The organism is Methylobacterium sp. 22177, assembly GCF_052045615.1.
Taxonomy (GTDB): domain Bacteria; phylum Pseudomonadota; class Alphaproteobacteria; order Rhizobiales; family Beijerinckiaceae; genus Methylobacterium; species Methylobacterium radiotolerans.
Genome location: NZ_JBQEPK010000002.1, coordinates 411,867 through 436,709 on the forward strand (window position 1 = coordinate 411,867; position 24,843 = coordinate 436,709).

The window sequence follows — 24,843 nt, forward strand, 5'->3', positions numbered from 1 at the left end:
AGAGGCAGCATGAACGCACCGACCAAAGCCGCTGCGACGTCCGGGGCCGAGGCCGTCCTGCCGGCCGCGCTGGCGCCCCGGGCCGAGGGGCCGCGGATCTACAACCTGTTCCCGCTCCTGGTCGGGCGCGTCTCGGACTGGACCGCCGAGCTGCCGCGGATCGCCGCGCTCGGCTTCGACTGGGTCTACCTCAACCCGTTCCACCAGACCGGCGGCTCCCGGAGCCTCTACGCGGTGGCCGACCCGGACCGCCTCGACGAGCGGTTCCGCGATCCCGACGGCACGCCCGACGACGAGCAGATCCGCCGCTTCTGCACCGCCGCCGAGGCGCTGGGCCTGTCGGTGATGACCGACCTCGTGATCAACCACACCGCCGACAACGCGCGGCTCGCCACCGAGCGGCCCGACCTGTTCATGAAGGAGCCCGACGGCTCGATCATGCACCCGGCCGCCGTCGATCCGGACGACCCGTCGATCCGCACCGTCTGGGGCGACCTCGCCGAGCTCGACTACCACACCCCCTCCGCCCGGGACGAGCTGACCCGGATCTGGGGCGCCTACGTGGCGCATCTCCAGAGCCTCGGCGCGAAGGGCTTCCGGTGCGACGCCGCCTACAAGGTGCCGCCGGAGACGTGGCGCGTCCTGATCGGGCAGGCCAAGAGCCGAGATCCCGCCTGCCTGTTCGCCGCCGAGACCCTCGGCTGCACCTTCGAGGAGGCCCGGGCCACGGCCGGCGCCGGCTTCGACTACCTGTTCAACTCCTTCGCGTGGTGGGACCTGAGGAAGCCCTGGGCGCTCGAGCAGTACGAGCGCCTGCGGGTGCTGGCCCCCTCCATCGCCTTCCCCGAGAACCACGACATGAAGCGGCTCGCCGCCGAGATCGGCGGCGGCCCGGACGCGGTGGCGGCGCATCTGCGCACCCGCTACGCGCTCGCCGCCTTCTTCTCGGCGGGCGTGCTGATGCCGATCGGCTACGAGTGGGGCTACCGCCGGGCGCTGCACGTGGTCGAGACCACCCCGGGCGACCGCGAGAACGAGACCGGCATCGACATCTCCGCGTCCATCCGGGCCATCAACGCCCTGCGGGCGGAGCTGCCGGCCGCCAATGTCGAGGGCGCGCAGATCCGCATCTCGTCCCCCGACAGCGATCTGGTGGCGCTCGCCCGCTTCGACACCGGCCACCCGGCCTCGGCGCGGCACGGGCTGATCGTGCTCTACAACCCGACCGACAGGCCGGTGCCGGTCGAGGCCGGCGCGCTCATCGCCCGCACCGGCGGGATGCTGGGCGCCTTCGTCGACCGGACCCCGGAGGCCGAGCCGATCGCGTTCCATCCCGGCAGCGCCATCGACCTGATGCCGGGCGAGCTGCGCATCCTCGCGGCCACCGCCCAGGAAGTCGCCCGGTTCCCCGAGCGCGGGGCGCCGGACGGGGAGGGGCGGGTCGTGATCGAGGCCGTGGCGCCTGAGATCGACGGCGGCCGCTCGCCGGTGAAGCGGATCGTCGGCGAGTCCCTGCGGGTCGAGGCCGACATCTTCTCCGACGGCCACGAGATCATCGACGCCGCGATCCTGTCGCGGGTCGCCGGCAGCGACGCGTGGCGCGAGGACCCGATGGTCTTCGTCGACAACGACCGCTGGGCCGGGCAATTCCCCCTGGAGCGGAATGCCCGCTACGAGTTCACCCTGATCGCGTGGCGCGACGCCTTCTCGTCCTGGGTGCGCGACACCCTCAAGAAGCGCGCCGCCGGCGTCGATGTCCGCCTGGAGACGATCGAGGGCGTGGCGCTGGTCGGGACCGCCGCCTCGCTGGCCCGGACCCGGGGCGGCCGCGACGCCGACCGGCTCGCCGCGCTCGTCGCCGCGCTCGCCGCCGAGGAGACCGGCTCGGCCGCCCAGCTCGACCGGATCCTCCAGCCCGACGCGTCGAGCCTCGTGCGCCGCAACGCCGAGCGGGTGAACCTGACCCGCTATCCCGTGACCCTGCCGGTGATCGCCGACCGCCTCGCGGCCCGGTTCTCCGCCTGGTACGAGATCTTCCCGCGCTCGCAATCGATGGACGTCAACCGCCACGGCACCTTCGACGACGTCATCCGGCGCCTGCCCGAGATCCGCGAACTCGGCTTCGACGTCCTCTATTTCACGCCGATCCACCCCGTGGGCCGCACCAACCGCAAGGGGAAGAACAACACCCTCAAGGCCGAGCCCGGCGACGTCGGTTCGGTCTACGCGGTGGGCGCGGAGGAGGGCGGCCACGAGGCCGTGCATCCCGAGCTGGGCACGCTCGCGGATTTCGAGCGGCTGGTCGCGGCGAGCCACGCCTACGGGATGGAGATCGCCCTCGACTTCGCGATCCAGTGCTCGCCGGACCATCCCTGGATCAAGAACCACCCGGAATGGTTCGAGTGGCGCCCCGACGGCACGCTGAAATTCGCCGAGAATCCGCCGAAGAAGTACGAGGACATCTCGAACGTCCACTTCTACGGGGGGGCCCTGCCCTCGCTCTGGATCGAGCTGCGCGACATCCTGCTCGGCTGGTGCGCGCGGGGCGTGCGCATCTTCCGGGTCGACAACCCGCACACCAAGCCGATCCCGTTCTGGGAATGGGTGATCGGCGAGGTCAACGGCCGCTACCCGGACGCGATCTTCCTCGCCGAGGCCTTCACCCGCCCGAAGATGATGAAGAAGCTCGCCAAGGCCGGCTACCAGCAGAGCTACACCTACTTCACGTGGCGCAACACCAAGCAGGAGCTCACCGACTACGCCCTGGAGCTGGCCGGCGAGATGGGCGAGTACTACCGCCCCAACTTCTTCGCCAACACGCCCGACATCAATCCCTACTTCCTCCAGACCAGCGGGCGCGCGGGCTTCGTCATCCGCGGCACGCTCGCCGCGACCCTCTCGTCGGTCTACGGCATCTACAACGGCTTCGAGCTGTGCGAGGCGGCGCCGTACCCGGGCAAGGAGGAGTATCTCAACTCCGAGAAATACGAGCTGAAGGCCTGGGACTACGACCGGCCGGGCAACATCCGCGAGCACATCGTCAAGTTGAACAGGATCCGGCGCGAGAACCCCGCCCTCTGGGACTTCCGCAACGTCACCTTCACGGGCGCCTGGAACGACGCCATCATCGCCTACGCCAAGGCGACGCCGGAGCGCGACAACTGCGTCTTCACCATGGTCAACCTCGACCCGAAGAACCGCCAGGAATGCACCTACGAGGTGCCGCTCTGGCTGTTCGGTCTGCCCGATGACGGCGCCGTCGAGGTCGAGGACCTGCTGCAGGGCTACCGGTTCGAGCTGCGCGGCAAGACCCACCGCATCGCCCTCGATCCGGCCGAGCGATCCTGCGTGATCTGGCGCCTCCGGGCGCCGCGGCGGGTTGCGGGCTGAGGCCGCCCGTGGCACTCGACCCTCCGGCACGCGGCCATGGCCGTTGAATCCGGCGGCGGGCCTGCCCGTCGCCACCCCCCGCACCCGCGCGGCGGCCCCCCGCCCGCGCCCCGGCCGGTCACCGCGCCGGTCCCGTCCGATCCGACCGATGAGGCAGCGACGCGATGATCGATCGCAGCGACCCGCAATGGTACCGTGACGCCATCATCTACCAGATCCACGTCAAGTCGTTCTTCGACTCGAACAACGACGGGATCGGGGATTTCGTGGGCCTGACCCAGCGCCTCGACTACGTGCGCGACCTCGGCGTCACGGCGATCTGGCTGATGCCGTTCTACCCCTCGCCCCTGCGCGACGACGGCTACGACATCGCCGATTACCGGGACATCAACCCGTCCTACGGGACCATGGAGGACTTCAAGGCCTTCGTGGAGGCGGCGCACGAGCGCGGCCTGCGGGTCATCACCGAGCTCGTCATCAACCACACCAGCGACCAGCATCCCTGGTTCCAGGCCGCCCGCGAGGCGCCGCCCGGCTCGCCGGAGCGCAACTTCTACGTCTGGTCGGACACCGACGAGCCGTACAAGGACACACGCATCATCTTCCTCGACACCGAGGCGTCGAACTGGACCTGGGACCCGGTCGCCAAGCAGTATTTCTGGCACCGGTTCTACAGCCACCAGCCGGACCTGAACTTCGACAACCCGGCCGTGCTGGAGGCCGTGATCGAGGTGATGCGCTACTGGCTCGACATGGGCGTCGACGGGCTGCGGCTCGACGCGATCCCCTACCTGATCGAGCGCGACGGCACGAACTGCGAGAACCTCGCCGAGACCCACGAGGTCATCAAGAAGATCCGCGCCGCGCTGGACGCCGAGTATCCGGACCGGATGCTGCTCGCCGAGGCCAACCAGTGGCCGGAGGAGACCGCCCAGTACTTCGGCGACGGCGACGAGTGCCACATGGCGTTCCACTTCCCGCTGATGCCGCGGATGTACATGGCGATCGCCCGGGAGGACCGGCACCCGATCACCGACATCATGCGCCAGACCCCGGAGATCCCGGAGGGCTGCCAGTGGGCCATCTTCCTGCGCAACCACGACGAGCTGACGCTCGAGATGGTCACGGCCGAGGAGCGTGACTATCTCTGGTCGTTCTACGCCGCCGAGCGGCGGGCCCGGATCAACCTCGGCATCCGCCGCCGCCTCGCGCCGCTCCTCGAGAACGACCGGCGCAAGATCGAATTGATGAAGTCCCTCGTCCTGTCGATGCCCGGCACGCCGGTGCTCTACTACGGCGACGAGGTCGGCATGGGCGACAACATCTATCTCGGCGACCGCGACGGCGTGCGCACGCCGATGCAGTGGAGCCCCGACCGCAACGGCGGCTTCTCCCGGGCGAACCCGCAGAAGCTGTTCCTGCCGGCGATCCAGGACCCGATCTACGGCTTCGACGCCATCAACGTCGAGGCGCAGACCCAGGCCCAGACGAGCCTCCTGAACTGGACGCGGCGCATGATCGCGATCCGCAACAACAGCGTCGCGCTGGGACGCGGCACGATCCAGTTCCTGTACCCGTCGAACCGCAAGGTCCTGGCTTGGATCCGCGAGCACGAGGACGAGCGGATCCTGTGCGTGGCGAACCTGTCGCGGGCGCCGCAGGCGGTGCAGCTCGACCTGTCGGAACTGCGCACCGCGGTGCCGATCGAGCTCACCGGCGGCACCGAGTTCCCGCCGATCGGCGACCTGCCCTACCTGCTGACCCTGCCGTCCTACGGCTTCTACTGGTTCAGCTTGAGCGCCGCGCGCTCCGGGGTGGTCGGCCCGCAGCAGGAGCCGCCGGAGCTGTTCACCCTGGTGCTCACCGGCGGGATCGAGACCCTGATGAGCGGGCGCGAGCGCGTCGCCTTCGAGCGCACCGTGGTGCCGCCGTTCCTGACGAGCCGGCGCTGGTTCGGCGCCAAGGGCTCGCGGATCAAGGCCACGAAGGTCGTCGACTGCGCCGCCCTGAAGGACGTCGACGGCAGCGCGCGCTTCCTGCTGCCGCGGCTGCAGGTGCAGCTCGCCAGCGGCGAGACCCAGGAATACTTCGTGCCCGTGGGCGTCGAGGAGGGCCGCGAGGACGAGACCCTCATGCCCTTCGCGGTGGCGCGGGTGCGCCGGGGACCGCGCACCGGCCTGCTCTACGGCGCGGCCGGCTCCAACGACTTCGCCGCCTGCCTGATCGACGACATGCGGCAGGCCCGCGAGATCCCCACGGAGACCGGGCGGCTCGTCTTCGCCGTCACCTCGGCCTTCGACCCGGACGTCACGGTCGACGTGGCCGACATCCGCCGGCTCTCGGGCGAGCAGAGCAACACCTCGATCGCCATCGGCTCGAAGATGATGCTCAAGCTGCTGCGCCGCCTGCAGCCGGGCCTGCACCCCGAGATCGAGGTCGGGCGCTTCCTCACCGAGCAGGCGGGCTTCTCCAACACCCCGGCCCTGCTCGGCACCCTGGAGCATGTCGCCGAGGACGGCACCCGCACGGCCCTCGCGGTCCTGCAGAAGTTCGTCATGAACCAGGGCGACGCCTGGACCCTGATGCTGGAGGGCCTGCGCCGGGACTTCGAGACCGTGGTGCTGACCCCGGAGAGCGAGGCCGCGACCCCCGAGGAGGCGTTCCAGGCCCACCGGCCCTGGGCCGACCTGCTGGGCCGGCGCACCGCCGAGCTGCACGCGGCGCTCGCCATCGAGACCGACGACCCGGCCTTCGCGGCCGAGCCGTTCACCGGGGACGACCTCGCCGTGCTGGCGCGCGACGCCCGCCACCAGGCCGAGCGCGCCTTCCGGGCGCTCAAGGGCCTCGCCGACCGGGGCCTCGACGCCGGCAAGCCGGCCTGCGCGGAGCTCGGCCGGCGCCGGGGCGAGGTCGAGGCGCTGATCGGGTCGCTCACCGCCGCGCCGGTCCGGGGCGCCCACAAGACCCGCATCCACGGCGACTACCACCTGGGCCAGGTGCTGGTCGCCGAGAACGACCTGATCATCGTCGACTTCGAGGGCGAGCCCTCGCGCCCGGCCGACGAGCGCCGGGCCAAGTCGATGCCCCTGCGGGACGTCGCCGGGCTGATGCGCTCCTTCGCGTACGGCGCCGAGACGGTGATCCGGGAGATCACCGCGCGGTTCGCCGACTCCGAGGAGCGGGCGCGGGACGCGGCGACCGCGTGGCGCGGCATGATCGAGGCGGCGTTCCTGGCGGGCTACGAGACCGCGGTCGAGGGCTCCCGGGCGGCGGTGACCGACGCGGATTCCAGGGCCCGGCTGCTGCGCCTCTGCCTGCTGACCAAGGCCCTCTACGAGGTCGACTACGAGGCCAACAACCGGCCGGACTGGATCGAAATCCCCGCCCGTGGGGTTCTCACCATTCTGGACACGGACGGACACGAGCCCGGAGCATCTGAATGACGGCGATCGACGAGACCTTCGCAACGCGGGTCGACCCGGAGGGGGCGACGGCGCGGTCCGCGGATGTCCCGGGCTCCGGCGCCGCGCAGCCGCCGAGCGTCCACCCGGACGCGATCGCCGCGCTGATGGCGGCCAATCACGGCGACCCCTTCGCGGTGCTCGGCCCCCACCGCGTCGGGCCCAGGGCCTGGGAGGTGCGCGCCGTGCTGCCCGAGGCGCGGGCCGCCACCCTGGTCATGGACGGCCGCACCGCGCCGTTCGAGAAGCGCCATCCGGACGGGTTCTGGGTCGCCCGGGTCGAGGGCGAGCACCGGCCGCTCTACGAGATCGAGGTCGAGTCCTGGGACGGCGCCAAGCGCCGCCGCTACGACCCCTACGGCTTCGGCTCCTCGATCGAGCAGTACGACGTGGCGGCGCTCCGCGAGGTCGGCACCAACCTCGTCTACCGGATGCTCGGCGCCCAGTCGGGTCAGCTCGACGGCATCGACGGTTTCCGCTTCGCCGTCTGGGCGCCCAACGCCCGCAAGGTCAGCGTCGTCGGCGACTTCAACGACTGGGACGGGCGGCGCCACCCGATGCGCCTCTGGCAGGACGGCGGCATCTGGGAGCTGTTCGTGCCGGGCCTCAAGGCCGGGGTCCGCTACAAGTTCGAGATCCGCGGCCCCGACGGGTCCCTGGTGCCCCTCAAGGCCGACCCGGTCGCCTTCGCGGCCCAGCACCCGCCGGAGACCGCCTCGGTCACCCACGGGTCGGGCGACTTCGACTGGCGCGATTCCGGCTGGATGAGCACCCGCGGCGCCAAGGACCCGCGCCACGCGGCGATCTCGGTCTACGAGGTCCATCTCGGCTCCTGGGCGCGGGTGCCCGAGGAGGGGAACCGCTACCTGACCTACCGGGAGCTCGCCGAGCGGCTGATCCCCTACGTGAAGGATCTGGGCTTCACCCATATCGAGATGCTGCCGATCACCGAGTTCCCGTTCGACGGGTCCTGGGGCTACCAGCCGGTCTCGCTGTTCGCGCCGACGAGCCGCTTCGGCACGCCCGAGGATTTCGCGGCCTTCGTGGACGCGGCCCACGCGGCCGGCATCGGCGTGCTGCTCGACTGGGTGCCGGGCCACTTCCCCCTCGACGCCCACGGGCTCGGCCTGTTCGACGGCACGCACCTCTACGAGCACGCCGACCCGCGCCAGGGCTTCCACCAGGACTGGGGCACCTACATCTACAATTTCGGGCGCACCGAGGTCGCGACGTTCCTCGCCGCCAACGCCCGGTTCTGGCTGGAGCACTACCACCTCGACGGCCTGCGCGTGGACGCCGTCGCGTCGATGCTCTACCTCGACTACTCGCGCCGCCAGGGCGAGTGGATCCCGAACCGCTACGGCGGCAACGAGAACCTCGACGCCATCGACTTCCTGCGCAAGACCAACGAGGCGACCTACAGCCACGCCCCGGGGACGATCACGGTCGCGGAGGAATCGACCTCCTGGCCGGGCGTCTCGCACCCGACCTACACGGGCGGCCTGGGCTTCGGCTTCAAGTGGAACATGGGCTGGATGCACGACACCCTGCATTTCATGCAGGAGGATCCGATCCACCGCCGCTACCACCACCACAACCTGACCTTCGGGCTGCTCTACGCCTTCTCGGAGAATTTCATCCTGCCGCTCTCCCACGACGAGGTCGTGCACGGGAAGGGCTCGCTGCTCGGCAAGATGCCGGGCGACCGCTGGCAGAAATTCGCGAATCTCCGGGCCTATTACGGCTTCATGTGGGGGCATCCCGGCAAGAAGCTGCTGTTCATGGGCGGCGAGTTCGGCCAGGAGCGGGAGTGGAACCACGACAACAGCCTGGACTGGCACCTGCTGGAGGATCCCCTGCACAAGGGCGTCCAGAGCGTGATCCGCGACCTGAACCGGCTCTACGTGTCGACGCCGGCCCTCTACAGCCGCGACGTCGAGCACACCGGCTTCCAGTGGCTGGTGGCCGACGACCAGGACAACAGCGTCATCGCCTGGGCCCGCAAGGGCGCGCAGTCCGGCGAGGTCGCCATCGTGGTGTCGAACTTCACGCCGGTGCCGCGGGAGGGCTACCGGATCGGCGTGCCGCAGGCGGGCTTCTACCGCGAGGCGTTCAACTCGGATGCCGGGGTCTACGGTGGCTCCAACCTGGGCAACCAGGGTGGGCGCCATACCGACGATCAGGCGAGCCACGGCCAGAAGCAGAGCCTGTCGCTGACCCTGCCGCCGCTGGCGACGATGATCTTCCTGCTGGAGGGGTGAGCCCCTCGTCCCGCCCGCGGGGTGCGCCCCCCGCGGGCCACGCGCGGCGAAGCCGGAGCGCGGGTGCGGGCGCGGCGGCACGGCAGGGTGCGGCTCGGATCCCCTCTCCCGCGCGGGAGACAGGGCGCGTCGCGCTCCGCCATCCCGGCCCGATGTGCAGCCTACGTCGACCCTACGCCGCCCGCCAGCGCAGTCCCACGCTGTTGCCGATGGCGCGGCCGTACAGGCCCGCGTAGTTGTCGGCGGCCTGATCCCAGCCGAAGCGGGCCGCCATGGCCCGCCGCCGCATGGCGTTGAGGCGCTTCTTCTGGCCGAAGGCCTCCAGCGCCCGGCGGACCGCCGCCCCGAAGGACGCGGCCGAGGCCTCCCCGAAGGTGAAGCCCGTCACGCCGTCCTCGACCGTGTCGGCGAGGCCCCCGGTCCGCCGCACGATCGGCAGGGAGCCGAAGCGCTGCGCGTACATCTGGGCGAGGCCGCAGGGCTCGAAGCGCGAGGGCATCAGCAGGAAATCGCTGCCGGCGAACATCCGCCGGGCCTGCGCCTCCTCGAAGCCGACATGCACGCCGACCGCGTCGGGATGGCGCTTGGCCAAGCCCCGGAGCGCCTGCTCGAACCGGCCCTCGCCCTGGCCGATCACCACCAGCTGGCCGCCCCCGGCCACGATGGTCTCGGCCGCCTGCAGGCTCAGGTCGATGCCCTTCTGGTGCACGAGGCGCGACACGATCGCGAAGAGCGGCCCGCGGGAGACCGCGAGGCCGAACTGCCGGCGCACCGCCTCGGCATTGGCGCGCTTGCCCTTCCAGTCGTCGATCTCGAACCGCGTGGCGAGGTGCGGGTCGGTGGTCGGATCCCAGGTCTCGTCGATGCCGTTGAGGATGCCGGCGAGCCGGCCCTGTCCGGCGCGGGTGCGCAGGAGCCCGTCGAGGCCGCAGCCCAGCTCGGGCGTCTGGATCTCCCGGGCGTAGGTCTCGCTCACCGTGGTGACCTGCGAGGCGTAGAAGATGCCGGCCTTGAGGAAGGAGAGCTGCCCGTAGAACTCCGCGCCGTCGACCTGGAAGGCCGCGTCCGGCACGCCGAGCCGGGGCAGGGCGTCCCGGGGGAACAGGCCCTGGTAGGCGAGGTTATGGATCGTCAGCACGCTCGGGACCCGCCGGCCGCGCCACGCGAGATAGGCCGGGGCCAGGGCCGCCTGCCAGTCGTTGAGGTGCAGGAGGTCGGCCGCCCAGTCGGGATCGGCGCCCGTGGCGAGGTCCGCCGCCGCGAGGCTGAGGCGGGCGAATCGCAGGTCGTTGTCGCCGAAATCGCCGTGCTGGTCGCCGTAGGGCGTGCCGTCGCGCTCGTAGAGGTCGGGGCTGAGCAGGACGTAGATGCGCAGGCCGTCGGCCGCCTCGACCAGGCCGAGGTCGCAGGCCGGGATGCCCGCGAATCCCTCGAGGCGGGCGACGACCGGGATCTCCGGGAAGGCGGCGCGGACCTGCCGGTAGCCCGGGATCAGGACGCGGATGTCGTAGTGCGGGACCAGGGCCCGGGGCAGGGCGGCCGAGACCTCCCCGAGGCCGCCGGTCTTCACGAAATCCGCCATCTCGGGCGTCGCGTAGAGGATGCGGCGGCGCAGCGAGGCCGGCCGGGCCGGAACCGGTACGGGACCGGCGCCGTTCCCCTCGCCGGACGACCACTCGGCGAAGGAACCACCACGGCGCGCATCGAGCATCAGCATTGATCCTGGCCGGGCGGAATGCCCCGGTCTGGCAGTCGACCGGGCAGGCACGGCTGTCACGATCTCAACCACGGCCAATGCTCCTTCGCCGCGACGGTTCCGTTGCGACGCACAAAATAGGCCACCGTGGTGATTAAGCGTCACTTACCTATGTGGCATCGCAGCGAGAAATCGCGCCGCCGAGGCAGATTTCGGCCGCTGGATACGGCGCTCCGGCCGGGGACGACGGCGCCGGGCCCCGCCCGGCGGGCTCGGCCGAGCGACCCCGCCCGACAGGCGGCGCGCGCCGGGCACCCGGTTCGGTTCCCGGACTGACGCGCCGGGGCCGGGCGCCGGCTCGCCTCACCCGGCGCGGCGCAGGATCACCCCCTCGGCGGGCTCGAGCGCGAGGGTCAGGCCGGCCGGCTCGCCCGCGCGCCCCGGGCGGGTCGAGAGCAGCACGGTCCAGGCCCCCTCGGGCAGCGGCAGGTCCTGCGACGCCGCGCCGAAGTTCAGGAGCACCCGCAGGACGGCCCCGTCGGCGAAGCGCTCGTAGGCGAACACCTCGGCGATCCCCAGCGGCACCTCCCGGTAGCCGCCCACGGCGAGCGCCGCGTGGTCGCGGCGCAGGGCGAGCAGCCGCCGGTGCAGCGTGAGCATCGAGCCCGGGTCCGAGCGCTGGTTCTCGACGTTGCAGGTTGCCCAATCCGCCGCCAGCGGCAGCCAGGGCTCGGCCGTGGAGAACCCCGCCTGGGGATTGTCGTCCCACTGCATCGGCGTGCGCTCCGGGTCGCGGCCGTGTCCCGGCTCGTTGTGCTCCCAGGGATCCCGGGCGCGGTCCGGAGGAATCGGCACGTGGCCGAGCCCGATCTCGTCGCCGTAATAGAGGGTCGGCGTGCCCCGCAGGGTCAGCAGCAGCATCGCGGCGATGCGGGCCTGCGCCGGACCGACCCGGGCGGCGATGCGCGGCTGGTCGTGGTTGCCCAGCACCCAGTTCGGCCAGCCGCCCTCGGGCAGGGCCGCCTCGTACTGCGCCACGAGGTCGGCCACCGCGTCGGCCCGCCAGGGCGTCTGGATCAGCTGGAAATTGAACGGCAGGTCGGCGCCGGTGAGGTCCGGACCGTAATAGGCGACGAGCCGCTCCACCGGCAGGTAGATCTCGCCGATCAGCACCCGCTCGCCGTACTGGCGCAGCACCGCCCGCATCCCGGCGATCACGTCGAAGATCTCGGGCCGGTCGGCGGAGTAGACCTGGGTGAAACGGTTGATCTCGGGCGAGCCCGGCGCGTAGTCGGGATTGGCCGGGTTGTCGCGGAAACCCGCGTCCTTCATCAGGTGCCAGATCACGTCGACCCGGAACCCGTCGACCCCGCGCTCCAGCCAGAAGCGGAGCACGTCGTGCATGGCCGCCCGCACGGCGGGGTTGCGCCAGTTCAGGTCCGGCTGCTCGGCCAGGAAGGCGTGGTAGTAGTACTGGCCGGTGGCCTCATCCAGCGTCCAGGCCGGGCCGCCGAAATTCGACAGCCAGTTGTTGGGCGGGCCGCCGCCGGGCGCCGGGTCGCGCCAGATGTACCAGTCCCGCTTCGGGCTCGCGCGCGACGACCGGCTCTCGGCGAACCAGGGATGGGCGATCGAGGAGTGGTTCGGCACGAAGTCGAGGATCACCTTCAGCCGGCGCCGATGGGCCTCCGCCACGAGGGCGTCGAAATCGGCCAGCGTGCCGAACAGCGGGTCGATCCCGCAGTAATCCGCCACGTCGTAGCCGAAATCCGCCATGGGCGAGGGGTAGACCGGCGAGATCCACACGGCGTCGACCCCCAGCCATGCGAGGTAGTCCAGCCGCGCCGTGATGCCCGGCAGGTCGCCGACGCCGTCGCCGTTCGTGTCCTGAAAGGACCGCGGGTAGACCTGATAGACGGTCCCGCGCTTCCACCAGACGGTGTCGGTCATGCTGCGCCCCTCGCATCGGCGGCCCACGCTTAACCGCTGACCCGCGCGCTGGCGACCGGCGATGGATGCGCTCAGAGCGCGCGCCGCGCGCGGAACGCCGCGGCGCAGCGTCGCCGAGGGAATGGCTGCGGCCCGCAAAACCTGTGCGCATGCCCCTCACGCAGGGCGACGGCGCGCGGCTGTGTCTGGAATGTCACGCCGCCGTGCCATATCTGCTCCGGCGTGCCCGTGCGCTCCGCCGGAGCGGCGCTGCCACGACTTCGCCGGAAGCCGACCGCATCGTCGGACGCTTCGGGGCACGGATCGCCCGTCCGTTCATGCGGCGGCAATCCATCAAAAGAGATAATCCGCCCACGATACCCCCGGCGCTAGAATCCGGGGCGACGACTTTGGGGGACCCGCACGTGTTGAACGATGTTCTGACCCGGCCTGTGCCACAAGATGTCGCGCGCGACGAGCGCGACGAGCGCGCCGCCGAGGCGCCCGCCCCGGCCGCCTGGACCGCCCCGGTGCTGTCCGGCAGCGGCGACGCGGTGGTGGACCTGCGCGAGGCGATCCGCGCCAAGCTCACCTTCGCGCTGGGCCGCACGCCCGAGACCGCCCGCCCGCGCGACTGGTTCGCCGCGACCGCGCTGGCCCTGCGCGAGCGGATCGTGGCCGCCGCGCTGGCCTCGGAGCGCGGCGTGCCGAACAAGCGCGTCTACTACCTGTCGCTGGAATTCCTGATCGGCCGGCTGATGTCGGACGCGCTGAACAATCTCGGCCTCACCGAGACGACCCGCAGCGCGCTCCGGGAGCTCGGGATCGATCTCGACGCCGTGCAGGAGGCCGAGCCGGACGCGGCTCTGGGCAACGGCGGCCTCGGGCGGCTCGCCGCCTGCTTCATGGAGAGCATGGCCAGCATCGGCATCCCGGCCATGGGCTACGGCATCCGCTACGACCACGGCCTGTTCCGCCAGTCCTTCGAGGACGGCTGGCAGCGCGAGGCGCCGGAGACCTGGCTCGCCGAGGGCAACCCCTGGGAATTCGCCCGGCCCGAGGCGACCTACACGATCGGCTTCGGCGGCAGCGTCACGCTGTCGTCGCCGGAGGAGGGGGTGATCCGGCGCCACTGGCAGCCGGCCGAGACCGTGCGGGCGGTGGCCCACGACGTGCCGGTGGTCGGCTGGCGCGGCCGCCACGTCAACGGCCTGCGCCTGTGGAAGGCCGAGGCCGGCGAGCCGGTGGACCTCGCCCGCTTCAACGGCGGCGACCACGTCGGCGCGGTGGCGGCGCGGATGCGCGCCGAGGCGATCTCGCGGGTGCTCTATCCGAGCGATTCCTCGGCCGAGGGCCAGGAGCTGCGCCTGCGCCAGGAATACTTCTTCACCGCGGCCTCGATCCAGGATCTCGTGGCCCGCCACGTGGCCGAGCGCGGCGACGTCCGGTCCCTGCCGGACCACGCGGCGATCCAGCTCAACGACACCCACCCGGCGATCGCGGTGCCGGAGCTGATGCGCGTCCTGCTCGACGGGCACGGCCTCTCCTGGGAGGACGCGTGGCACGTCACCACGCACACGCTGCACTACACGAACCACACCCTCCTGCCCGAGGCGCTGGAGACCTGGCCGGTGGAGCTGATGGAGCGGCTGCTGCCGCGCCACATGCAGATCATCTACCTGATCAACTGGATGCACCTGGAGGAGCAGGCCAAGCACGGCCGCCAGGATGCGGCCTACCTCGCGTCGATCTCGCTGATCGACGAGTCGCACGGGCGGCGGGTGCGGATGGGGCACCTCGCCTTCCACGGCGCGCGCCGGGTCAACGGCGTCTCGGCCCTGCACACCGACCTGATGCGCTCGACGGTCTTCTCCGACCTGCACGCGCTGGACCCGGACAAGATCGTCAACAAGACCAACGGCATCACCTTTCGCCGCTGGTTCCACAACGCCAATCCCGGCCTCACCCGGCTCGCGGTGGAGACCGTGGGCGCCGGCGTGCTGGACGATCCCGAGCTGCTCCGGGGCCTGGAGGCCCGCGCCGAGGATCCGGCCTTCGTGGCGCGCTACGCCGCCGTGCGCCGGGAGCGCAAGGAGGCCCTGGCGGCGCTCATCGCCGAGCGCACCGGCATCGACGTCGATCCGGCCGCGCTGTTCGACGTCCAGGTCAAGCGCATCCACGAGTACAAGCGCCAGCTCCTCAACGTGGTCGAGACGGTCGCGCTCTACCAGGCGATCAAGGCCGAGCCCCACCGGGACTGGACGCCCCGGGTGAAGATCTTCGCCGGCAAGGCGGCGCCGAGCTACGTCCAGGCCAAGCTGATCATCAAGCTCGCCTGCGACGTCGCCAAGGCGGTGAACGACGATCCCGAGGTCGCGGACCGGCTGAAGGTGGTGTTCCTGCCGAACTACTCGGTGAGCCTCGCCGAATCGATCATCCCGGCCGCCGACCTGTCCGAGCAGATCTCCACCGCCGGCATGGAGGCCTCGGGTACCGGCAACATGAAGTTCGCCCTCAACGGCGCGCTCACGGTGGGCACCCTCGACGGCGCCAACATCGAGATCCGCGACCATGTCGGGGCGGAGAACATCTTCATCTTCGGCCTGGAGGCCGACGGCGTCCGCGCCCGGCAGGCCGAGCCGGACTACGCGGCCCGGGCGATCCAGGCCTCGCCGCGGCTGGCGGCGGCGCTCGACATGATCGCCGCGGGGCGGTTCTCGCCGGAGGAGCCGGGCCGGTTCCGGCCGCTCACCGACGACCTGCGCCGGCGCGACCAGTACCTGCTCACCGCCGATTTCGACGATTACTGGCGGGTGCAGCGCGCCATCGACGCCGCGTGGCGCGACCCGCGCGGCTGGTGGGCCAAGGCGATCCGCAACACCGCCCGCATGGCGTGGTTCTCCTCCGACCGGGCGATGCGCGAGTACGCCGAGGAGATCTGGCGGGTCCGGCTCGGCTGAACCGCCGGTCGGACCGACAAACCGCCGGGGCGGGGATCGGACCGATCCCCGCCCCGCGGCCTGTCTGGTGCCCGGCGCGGGCTCTCAGGCCCCGCGGACGAGGCCGACCCGCAGCCCGACGCGGCGCAGGCCGCGCCGCAACCGGTGAAGCAGGCGGGCGGCGCGCGGGGCGAGGCCCAGTCTGCGCCGGCAGACGACGTGCGACACCCGCCCGACCCGCGGGCCCGGATCCGGCGCGCCCTTGCGCAGGGCGATGTCCGGGCGCTCCGCCGATTGCGCGAGCGTCAGCGCGCGCGCCCCCGGGAAGGTCACGCTGCGGAACATCGAGCGCGTGTAGTAGGAGAACGCGTCGTAGGCGACGAGGGCCTGTGCCCGCCCGGTCGCCGGGTCCGCGACCGTCAGCGTGCCCGCCTGCGGCCCGTAGGTCACGAGGAGCCCGATCACGTCGCGGGGGCACCCGAGGGGAACGGCGACGCCCGTGCCCTCCGGGATCTCCAGGAAGTCCAGCGGGATGCCGTTGCGGCGCAGGGCGAACCCGCAGGTCAGGCCGGGGAGGGCGCGCAGCGGCAGGGCCTCGAACCGGCCCGGCAGGGTCCGGAACCGGTCGATGTAGGCCCGGCCCGGCGGCGGCGCGCGCAGGAAGCTGTAGACCAGGGTGCCGTAGAGGTCGGCGCCCGCCGGCGTGACGTGGGTCGCGTCCTTCAGCAGGTAGGTGATGTCGCCCGCGCCCGCGGCCGCCACCGGGGCGGCGATGTCGAGATAGGGGATCCCGTAGAGGGCGCGGTACTCCGCCAGCAGGCCGGCGACGGGCTCGGCCGCGTAGTCGACCCCGCCCTGGTGGAGGTTGAGGAAGGCGACGGGCAGGTCCCGCCGGGCGGTCGCCGCGAGGATGTCGTCGAGATAGGCCCGCATCGTCGCGCCGTCGAAGTAGCGGACGTTGCCGGTGAACAGCTCGAGGAGGACGCGGTCGCAGGGGAGCGCGTCCAGGATCTCGTCGATCAGGGCGGCGATGGAGGGCAGGGAATGGCCGCCCCAGCCGCTGCGGAGGAACGTGACCGGGCGGCCCTCGGCCGCGGCCAGGGCGTTGGCCCGCTCGACGTAGCCCGGCAGCTCCGTGACGCTGTAGCCGAGGCAGAGGACGCGGACCATCGGGGCTCGGATCGGGCTCAGGATCGGCCCCGTGCGGCCGGCCCGGCGCCGGTAGCAGCCGGGCGCCGCCGCGTCGAGGCGACGGCGGTCAGTCGACCACGATCGGGTAGCAGCGGGCGCCCACCGAGGCGGCGAGCACCTGCACGGCGCCGACCGTCGAGACGTCGCCCGCCACGTGGACCACGTCGGTGGCGCGCAGGCTCGGCAGGTGGGCGCTGAGCGGGCCGGAGCGCACGTCCGGCGGCCGATGGCGGCCGCGATCGGCGCAGAGCACGATCCGGCCGACGCCGGTGCGGCGCAGCCAGTCCAGGCTCTCGCGCATGTAGAGGTCCAGGGCGTCGCGGGCGCCGACGGCGAGGGCCATCTCGCGGGCGGGCTCGACGTAGCGGGCCGCCCGGGCGATCGCCCAGATCGCGCCGAAGCCGGCGCCGGCCGCCACCAGCACGAGCCGGCCGCCCCCGGGGCGGTACTGTCCCCGGCCGACGGGCCCCTTGAGCCGCACCGGCTGGTCGAGGCGGAGCCCGTCGAGGGGATCGCCCTCGGGATCGCGGGCGACGTGGAACACCGCGTCGTTGATCTCGGTGGTGCCGTCGACCCGCAGGGTCGGGGACAGCGTCCGCGTCGGCAGCCCCGCGAAGGTCACCAGCGCCTGGTGGCCGGGCTCGCCGGTCGGGCGCCGGGTCAGGGTCGCGACGATCTCGAGGATGCCGGGGCTGAGCCGGCGGATCTCCGTGACCGTCCCCTTGCGGACGGCGACGGGCGGCGGCGGCGCCTCCTCCTGGCCCTGGATCGGGGCGCCGGGGAGGGCCGGCCGCAGGGCCTCGGCCCGGGCCCGGCGGACCGGGTGCCGGCGGCCGGACGGCGCGGCGCCGCCCTGGGCCAGATTCTGGCCGGCGAGCAGGTTGCCGGGCTGCGCCTGCAGCGGCGCGATCATGCCCTCGGCCAGCGCCGCCTCCAGCGGCGTGTCGCCGGTCGAGACGCGGACCGACCGACCGTTGACGACGAGCGAGCAGCGCGCGCCCATGGCTCTCCCCCGCATGCCCTGGTGACGGATCAGCGGGCGCGGATCAGGAGCGAGTCGACCAGGGCCGCCCAGCGCTCGCGGGTCGCGCGGACATCGTCGGTCGGGGCCGATTCGGTGAGGAGCTGGCGCTGCGCCCGCAGCGACTCGACCTCCTGCCGCTGGGCCCGGAGCACCGCCTTCATCACCTGCAGCTCGGCCTCGAGGCGGGCGATCTCGTCGGCCTCGTCCCGCGCCTCCGCGTCGTCGGCGAACGTCTCGGCATACGTCTCGGCGCGCGCGTCGACGGGACGCGGGTCGCGGAGGGGCATCCGGGTCCGGACCTGCTGCTCCAGCCGGACCGGCCGGGCCATCAGGCGGCGCACGAGGTCCGAGCCGCCTGCCTGCTGGTAACGCCGTGCCGCCTCGGCCATCCGACCCATCCCCATCGCGGGCGCTGAAGGGCCCGCCTATCAACAGGAGCTTGATCGGACATGGTTAAGGCGGACTTAAACCGATCCGCGACTTTCGCCGCGTCGGAGCCCTGAGGCGGCCCTCGGGCCATCCGCACGCGCCGCGCACGCCGGCGACCGGCGCGCAGGTCTCGGTCCAGGCCCCCGGACCTTCGGGGTGAAGTCCCCGCGCCGAGGCCCGGCTCCTGGATCCCGGCCGGGTCGCCCCACCGGCGCGTGGTGGGCGTCCCGCGTGCCGTAGCCGCCAGGCTGGCGCCCGAGATCCCGGAGCGCCGGCACCGCGGCCGCCGGACGGCTCAGGCCGGCCGCAGCTTCGCGAAACGGTGCTGCAGGCGCCCGATCTGGGCCGGCCTCGGCGCGTCACCCGTCGCCGCGCGGATCGTCGGTCGGCCGTGTTGCCGGGCAAGCCGGTCCGGACCGGATCTCAGGCCGCTTCCGGGGCGGCGCCGACGATCTGGCGGGCCTGCAGCATGGTCATCGGCTCGCCGAAGGCCGGGCCCAGGGCGTACTCGCAGCCGAGCCCGGCGAGGGCCTGGGCGTCGGCCTCGGACTCGCAGCCCTCCGCCACGATGGCGAGGTTCAGCTCGCTCGCCATCCGCACGATCGAGCGCAGGATCGCGGTCTGCCCGGTGCCGATCTGGCGCACGAAGGTCGCGTCGACCTTGATCGTGTCGAACGGGAAGCGCTGCAGGTAGGAGAGGGCCGAGTAGCCGGTCCCGAAATCCGACAGGCACAGGCCCGCCCCGAGGTCGTGGATCCGCGCCAGCATCTGGGCGGCGTATTCCGGGTTCTCCATCACGAGGCTCTCGCTGAATTCCAGCTTGAGCGAGCCGGGCAGGGCCCCCGAGCGGGCCAGCACGGTCTTCACGTCGTGCAGGAGGTCGTGGCGCAGGAGCTGGCGCGAGGACAGGTTGCAGGCCGCGAAGATCGGCGGCTCGACCTCCAGGGAGCGCTGCCACGCCGCGAGTTCCAGGGCGGTGCGCTCCAGGGCGAAGATGCCGAGATTGACCACGAAGCCGCTCTCCTCGGCGAGCGGCAGGAAGGTCGAGGCGGGGATGCGCCCGAGCTTCGGATGGTCCCAGCGCAGCACGGTCTCGAACCCCGCCACGGTGCGGTCCTCGAGGCGCACCACCGGCAGGAACAGCACCCGCATCTCGTTGCGCTCGATCGCCTTGCGCAGGTCGCTCTCCAGCATCAGCCGGTCCGAGCGGTCGGTGCGCATGTGGGCGCGGAACACCTCGATCCGGTCGCCGCCGTTGCGCTTGGCCTGGATCATGGCGATCTCGGCGCTCTTGAACACCTCGTCGCGCTTCAGGTTGGCGCCCGCCTCGTAGAGCGCGAGCCCGATCGAGACGGTCAGGAAGATCTCCCGGTCCGCGTAGGTGATCGGCGTGGCGATCGCCCGGCGGATCATCTCGGCGAAGGCCAGGATCCGGTCGGGGTCGCGCTCGGAGAGGAGGATCACCGCGAACTCGTCGCCGGCGACCCGGGCCAGCGTGTCCTGCGGCCGCAGCAGGCGGCCGAGGCGCCGCGACAGGGTCAGCAGGATCGAGTCGCCCGCCGACAGGCCGATCGCGTCGTTGATGCCCTTGAACCGGTCGACGTCGAGGACGATCACGGTGGGCTTGAGGCGCTGGTCCTGGCCGGCGAAGGCGAGCGCCGCGTCGAGGCGGTCGCCGAACAGCTCGCGGTTCGGCAGGCCGGTCAGGCTGTCGTGCACGGCGTCGTGGAGCAGGCGCTCCTCGGCGGTCTTGATCTCGGTGACGTCCGCGATGGTGCCGACCACCCGGATCACCTCGCCGTCGGCGCCGATCACCGGCCGCGCCTTCAGCCGGTACCAGAAGAACGTGCCGGCCTCCGAGCGCAGGCGGAAATCGTGGACGATGCGCCCGCGCCGCTCCTCGATCACCGTGTCGAGGGCCGCCGAGTAGCGCTCCACGTCGAAGGGGTGGAGCGCGCCGAGCCAGTTGGTCGCCGGCCCCTCCAGGGTGCCGCGGGCGAGGCCGAGCTGGCCCTCGATCTCCGGGCCGACGAAGACGCGGTCGGCGGGCACGTCCCAGTCGAACACGACGTCGCCGGCGCCGGTCAGCGCCAGCGCGCGCCGCTCCGTGTCGGACACGAGGGCGTGGCTGAGGCCGCCCCCCGCGAAGGCGTGCTGGAGCACCGTGAAGCCGATCAGCATCACGATCAGCACGAGGCCGCCGATCAGGGCGGGCTGCACGAGGTCGCTGCCGATCTGGCCGGTGACCGCGAAGCCCGCCGCCGTGACCCAGACCACCAGAAGCAGCCAGGTCGGCACCAGCAGGATGGCGCGGTCGTAGCCGTTATGGGCGGCGAGGTAGACGATCAGCAGCAGGCCGATGCCGGCCACCGCGGCGATCGAGATCCGCGCCACGCCCGCCGCCACCGGCGGGTCGAACACCGCGAGCCCGACGAGGCCCGCCAGGAAGGCGAGCCAGAAGAACGCCACGTGGCTGTAGCGCACGTGCCAGCGGGCGAGGTTGAGATAGGCGAACAGGAAGACCAGCAGCGTCGCCCCGAGCACCGCCTCCGCGGAGGCCCGGTAGACCCGCTCGGCGAGCTCGGTGACCGGGAAGACCCGCTGCAGGAACCCGAAATCGATGCAGGCATAGGCCAGCACCGACCACGCGAGCGCGGCGGCGGCCGGGAAGATGATCGCGCCCTTGACCACGAACACGATGGTCAGGAACAGGGCGAGCAGGCCGCTGATCCCGATGATGATGCCCTTGTAGAGGGTCAGGCCGGCGGTCTTGCGCCGGTAGGCGTCCTGGTCCCAGAGGCGGAGCTGGGGGACGTTGGAGCCGCGCAGCTCGGCCACGTAGGTGACGGTGGCGCCGGGATCCAGCGTGATGGTGAACTGGTCGGCCTCCGGGTTCTCGTCCCGCTCGGGCCGGATGCCCTGGCTCGCCGTGATGGCGGCGATGCGCGAGCCGCCGAGATCGGGCCAGATCACCCCGGAATCGACCAGCCGGAAATGCGGGGCGACCAGGATGCGGTCGATCTGCTCGTCGGTGTCGTTGGTGAGCGCGAACACGATCCAGTCGGGCCGGGCGCCGGCGTCGCGCGCCTTGACGACGATGCGCCGGACGATGCCGTCCTTGCCGGGCGCCGTGGAGATCTGGATCAGGTCGCCGTCGGAGCGGTAGCGCTCGATCGCGGTCGTCAGGTCGATCACCGGCGCGTCGAGGGTGACGCGGACCGCCTCCACGGCCCGGGCGGGCGCGCTCGCGGCGAGCGTGAGCGCGAGGGCACCGACGAGACCGCCGACCAGGGTCAGGAGGAGGGCGAGGATGCGCAAGGGTGTCTTGACTTCCGGCCGTGCGAGCTTCGGCATCGGCCGCCCGGGCGGCCTCGATCGATAGGCGCGGGCCCGACCTGGGGCAAGGTCGCCCCGGGGCCGGTCCACCGCCCGCGGATCGCGCCCCTTTGCGGCCAAATCAAGTTGGGCGGGGCGGGGGCGGCCGTTCTGCCGCCCTCTCCGTCATCGCGAGCGCGGAGACGGCGTCGGTCTCAGGCGGCCCGGAGCGCGCCCGCGATCCTGTCGAGGGCGGGCAGCTTGCGGATCGGGCCGATCGCCGCCAGGGTCGGCGTGCCCTGCAGCATCGCGGCCGCCGCGGCCCGGACATCCGCCACCGTGACGGCGTCGACCTTGTCGATCACCTCCCCGGCGGGAATCACCCGGCCCCAGGCCAGGATCTGGCGGGCGTTGCGCTCGATGCGCCCGCCCGGCGTCTCCAGGGCGGAGAGCAGCGAGACCTTCAGCTGCGCCTTGGCGCGGGCGATCTCGGTGGCGTCGAGGTCCCGGGCCGCCCGGGCGGTGGCCGCCAGCGTCACGTCGACGAGTTCGGGCAGGTCCGCCCCGGCGGTGCCGGCGCCGATGCCGAACAGGCCGCAATCCGAGAACGGCCAGTGGAAGGCCTGGATCTCGTAGGCGAGGCCGCGGGTCTCGCGCACCTCCTGCCAGAGCCGCGAGGTCAGGCCGCCGCCCAGCACCTGCGCGAACATGTGGAGCGCGTAGTAGCGCTCGTCCCGGAAGGAGAGGCCCGGCAGGCCGATCACCACGTTGGCCTGCTCGAGCTTGCGCGGCATCCGCCGCTCGCCGCCGCCGTAGACGCCCGGCACGGAGGCGGGGGCGGTCTTGGCGGGGAGCGCGCCGAAATGGCGCTCGGCCGCCGCCACGATCGCCTCGTGGGCGACGGCGCCGGCGCCCGCCACGACGATGCGGTCCGGCGTGTACTCCCGGTCGAGATAGGCGCGGATCCCGGCCTCGTCGAAGCTCCGGATCGTCTCGGGCCGCCCGAGGATCGGCCGGCCGACCGGCTGGTCCGGGAAGGCGGCCTCCGTGAACGCGTCGTAGACCACGTCGTCGGGGGTGTCCTCGACGGCGGCGTATTCCTGCAGGATGACGCCCTTCTCCCGGGCGAGCTCGCCCGCGTCGAACACCGAGTCGGTGAGGATGTCGCCGATCACGTCGAGGGCGAGACCGGCATCCTCGCCGAGCACCCGGGCGGTGTAGCTCGTCCCCTCCGTGGAGGTCGCGGCGTTGATCTCGCCGCCGACATTCTCGATCTCTTCCGCGATCTTCTGCGCCGACCGGGTGCGGGTGCCCTTGAACGCCATGTGCTCGATGAGGTGGGACAGGCCCGCCTCGTCGGCCCGCTCGTTGCGCGAGCCGGCCCCGACCCAGACGCCCAGGCTGGCGGTGGCGACCCCGGGCATCGGCTCGGTCACCACCGTGACGCCGTTCGGAAGCCGCGTGGTGCGCAGGGACGGCGAGGCGGCGTGCGTTGAGAAATGCTGGTTCATCGACGGCTCGTCGCGGAGGGGGCCGGATGCGGCGCGGATCCCCTCTCCCGTGCGGGAGAGGGGGAGGGGCGCGTGACCCGCGCCAAGCTCACGCGCCCCTCGCGATGCGGGCGCGCTCGCGGATCAGCGCCTCCAGGGCGGCCTGGTCGTTGGCCACCCGGGTCAGGCGCTCGGGCCGGTCCATCAGGTCGGCGAGGTGCGGGGGTAGGGCGGGGCGCAGGCCGCCCGTGGCCCTGGCGACCGCGTCCGGGAATTTCGCGGGATGCGCGGTGGCCAGCGCCACCACCGGGGTCGCCGGATCCTGCTCCAGGAGGCGGCGCCCGGCGCGCACGCCGATGGCGCTGTGGGGATCGAGCACCACGCCGGTGGCGGCCTGGGTCAGCGCGATCTCCGCCATGACGTCGGGCTCCGGCACCGCCACGGCATCGAAGTCCGAGCGCACCGTGGCCAGCACCTCGGGGCTCAGCGAGAAGCCGCCGGATTGCTTCAGCCCGGCCATCAGCCGCGACAGGGACGAGGCGTCGCGCCCGAGCGCCTCGAACAGCAGACGCTCGAAATTCGAGGAAATCTGGATGTCCATGGAGGGGGAGGTGGTGGGGACCACGCCGCGCAGCTCGTAGGCGCCGTGCTCCAGGGTGCGCACCAGGATGTCGTTGGCGTTGGTGCCGATCATCAGCCGCCCGACTGGCAGGCCCATCTGCTTGGCGACCCAGCCGGCGAGCACGTCGCCGAAATTGCCGGTCGGCACCGCGAAGGAGACCGGCCGGTGGGGCGCGCCCAGCGCCACCGCGCTGGTGAAGTAGTAGACCGCCTGCGCGGCGACCCGGGCCCAGTTGATCGAGTTGACCCCCGACAGCCGCACCGCATCGGCGAAATCGGCGTGCTGGAACAGGGCTTTGACGAGGTTCTGGCAATCGTCGAACGTGCCGTCGACGGCCAGCGCGTGGACGTTCTGCGCCGGCACCGAGGTCATCTGCCGCCGCTGCACCTCCGAGACGCGCCCGTGCGGGTAGAGGATGAACACGTCGACCCGGTCGAGGCCGCCGAAGGCCTCCACGGCGGCCGAGCCGGTGTCGCCCGAGGTCGCGCCCACGATGGTGGCGCGGGCGCCGCGCTCGGCCAGGACGTGGTCCATCAGCCGCCCGAGCAGCTGCATCGCCACGTCCTTGAAGGCGAGCGTCGGCCCGTGGAAGAGTTCCAGCAGGAACAGGTTGTCGTCGAGCTGGGTCAGGGGGCAGACCGCCGGGTGACGGAACGTCGCGTAGGCGGCGTCGATCATCCGGTCGAGGTCCGGCCCGGCGATGTCGCCGTCGATCAGCGGGCGCAGCACCCGCTTGGCGGCCTCCGCGTAGGGCCGGCCCGCCAGGGCGGCGATCTCCGAATGGCCGATCTGCGGCCAGGTCTGCGGCACGTAGAGCCCGCCGTCGCGGGCGAGGCCCGCCAGGAGCGCGTCCGAGAACGAGAGCGGCGCGGCCTCGCCGCGAGTCGAGACGTGGAGCACAGGGTCCTCCGAGGGAAGGCGCCCCCTCTACACGATGCGGGCGGACCTGTCGAAAGCCCTGAATGCGTCGCCGGGACACGGGCCCGGGACCGGTCCGCGCACGGGACGGAGCCGGCGGTTTAACCGGGGCTGAACGGGCCGGTTCAGGGCCGGTTGCCCGGCCGCGTCCTAGAGCCGGACCGCCCCGCTGCCCCCG

The 24,843-nt window shown here is 72.2% G+C and carries 12 protein-coding genes; 4 read left to right on the top strand and 8 right to left on the bottom strand.

The features are described from left to right. The first annotated feature begins 9 nt into the window (after positions 1-9). The 3 genes from ACTJK8_RS04290 (at position 10) to glgB (ending at position 9,112) form a co-directional block, all read left to right on the top strand. On the top strand, positions 10-3,390 hold the full coding sequence (locus tag ACTJK8_RS04290; RefSeq protein WP_063110524.1) for a maltotransferase domain-containing protein: 3,381 nt from the start codon (positions 10-12) through the stop codon (positions 3,388-3,390). A 164-nt stretch (positions 3,391-3,554) separates the two neighbouring features. Further along, entirely contained in the window at positions 3,555-6,833 is a 3,279-nt protein-coding gene (gene treS / locus ACTJK8_RS04295; RefSeq protein WP_012318581.1) for a maltose alpha-D-glucosyltransferase, read from the top strand. Next, complete coding sequence (gene glgB, locus ACTJK8_RS04300; RefSeq protein WP_012318580.1) at positions 6,830-9,112, top strand: 1,4-alpha-glucan branching protein GlgB; 2,283 nt, start codon at positions 6,830-6,832, stop codon at positions 9,110-9,112. The genes treS and glgB overlap by 4 nt, the downstream gene beginning before the upstream one ends. Before the next feature lie 172 nt (positions 9,113-9,284). On the opposite strand, the gene glgA is transcribed toward glgB, so the two are convergent. Together glgA and ACTJK8_RS04310 are read right to left on the bottom strand one after the other, a co-directional pair. Then, positions 9,285-10,823: a glycogen synthase GlgA gene (gene glgA / locus ACTJK8_RS04305; protein WP_076730223.1), complete on the bottom strand. Its 1,539-nt coding sequence runs from the start codon at positions 10,821-10,823 to the stop codon at positions 9,285-9,287. A gap of 348 nt (positions 10,824-11,171) precedes the next feature. Then, positions 11,172-12,758, bottom strand: coding sequence for an alpha-amylase family glycosyl hydrolase (locus ACTJK8_RS04310; protein WP_012318578.1), 1,587 nt, complete (start codon positions 12,756-12,758; stop codon positions 11,172-11,174). Positions 12,759-13,162: 404 nt separating this feature from the next. Here ACTJK8_RS04310 and ACTJK8_RS04315 point away from each other — a divergent pair, with 404 nt between their 5' ends. Beyond that, complete coding sequence (locus ACTJK8_RS04315; RefSeq protein WP_063110531.1) at positions 13,163-15,697, top strand: glycogen/starch/alpha-glucan phosphorylase; 2,535 nt, start codon at positions 13,163-13,165, stop codon at positions 15,695-15,697. 84 nt (positions 15,698-15,781) lie between these two features. Here the strand turns inward: ACTJK8_RS04315 and ACTJK8_RS04320 are convergent, their stop codons facing one another. The 6 genes from ACTJK8_RS04320 to thrC form a co-directional block, all read right to left on the bottom strand. Further along, positions 15,782-16,846, bottom strand: coding sequence for an SGNH/GDSL hydrolase family protein (locus ACTJK8_RS04320; protein ID WP_440761566.1), 1,065 nt, complete (start codon positions 16,844-16,846; stop codon positions 15,782-15,784). Positions 16,847-16,934: 88 nt separating this feature from the next. Continuing rightward, positions 16,935-17,870 carry a hypothetical protein gene (locus ACTJK8_RS04325; protein WP_024830456.1) on the bottom strand — a complete coding sequence of 312 codons (936 nt, stop codon included), beginning with the start codon at positions 17,868-17,870 and terminating at the stop codon, positions 16,935-16,937. A 29-nt stretch (positions 17,871-17,899) separates the two neighbouring features. Then, the gene (locus ACTJK8_RS04330; protein ID WP_440761567.1) at positions 17,900-18,280 is read right to left on the bottom strand and encodes a hypothetical protein; all 381 of its coding nucleotides are present in this window, start codon (positions 18,278-18,280) and stop codon (positions 17,900-17,902) included. A gap of 463 nt (positions 18,281-18,743) precedes the next feature. Then, positions 18,744-21,674: an EAL domain-containing protein gene (locus tag ACTJK8_RS04335; protein ID WP_012318573.1), complete on the bottom strand. Its 2,931-nt coding sequence runs from the start codon at positions 21,672-21,674 to the stop codon at positions 18,744-18,746. 176 nt (positions 21,675-21,850) lie between these two features. Continuing rightward, complete coding sequence (locus ACTJK8_RS04340) at positions 21,851-23,146, bottom strand: M16 family metallopeptidase (RefSeq protein ID WP_024830459.1); 1,296 nt, start codon at positions 23,144-23,146, stop codon at positions 21,851-21,853. An 88-nt stretch (positions 23,147-23,234) separates the two neighbouring features. After that, a complete protein-coding gene (thrC, locus tag ACTJK8_RS04345; RefSeq protein WP_440761568.1) occupies positions 23,235-24,647 on the bottom strand; it encodes a threonine synthase in 1,413 nt (470 codons plus the stop codon). Between the last annotated feature and the right edge of the window lie 196 nt (positions 24,648-24,843).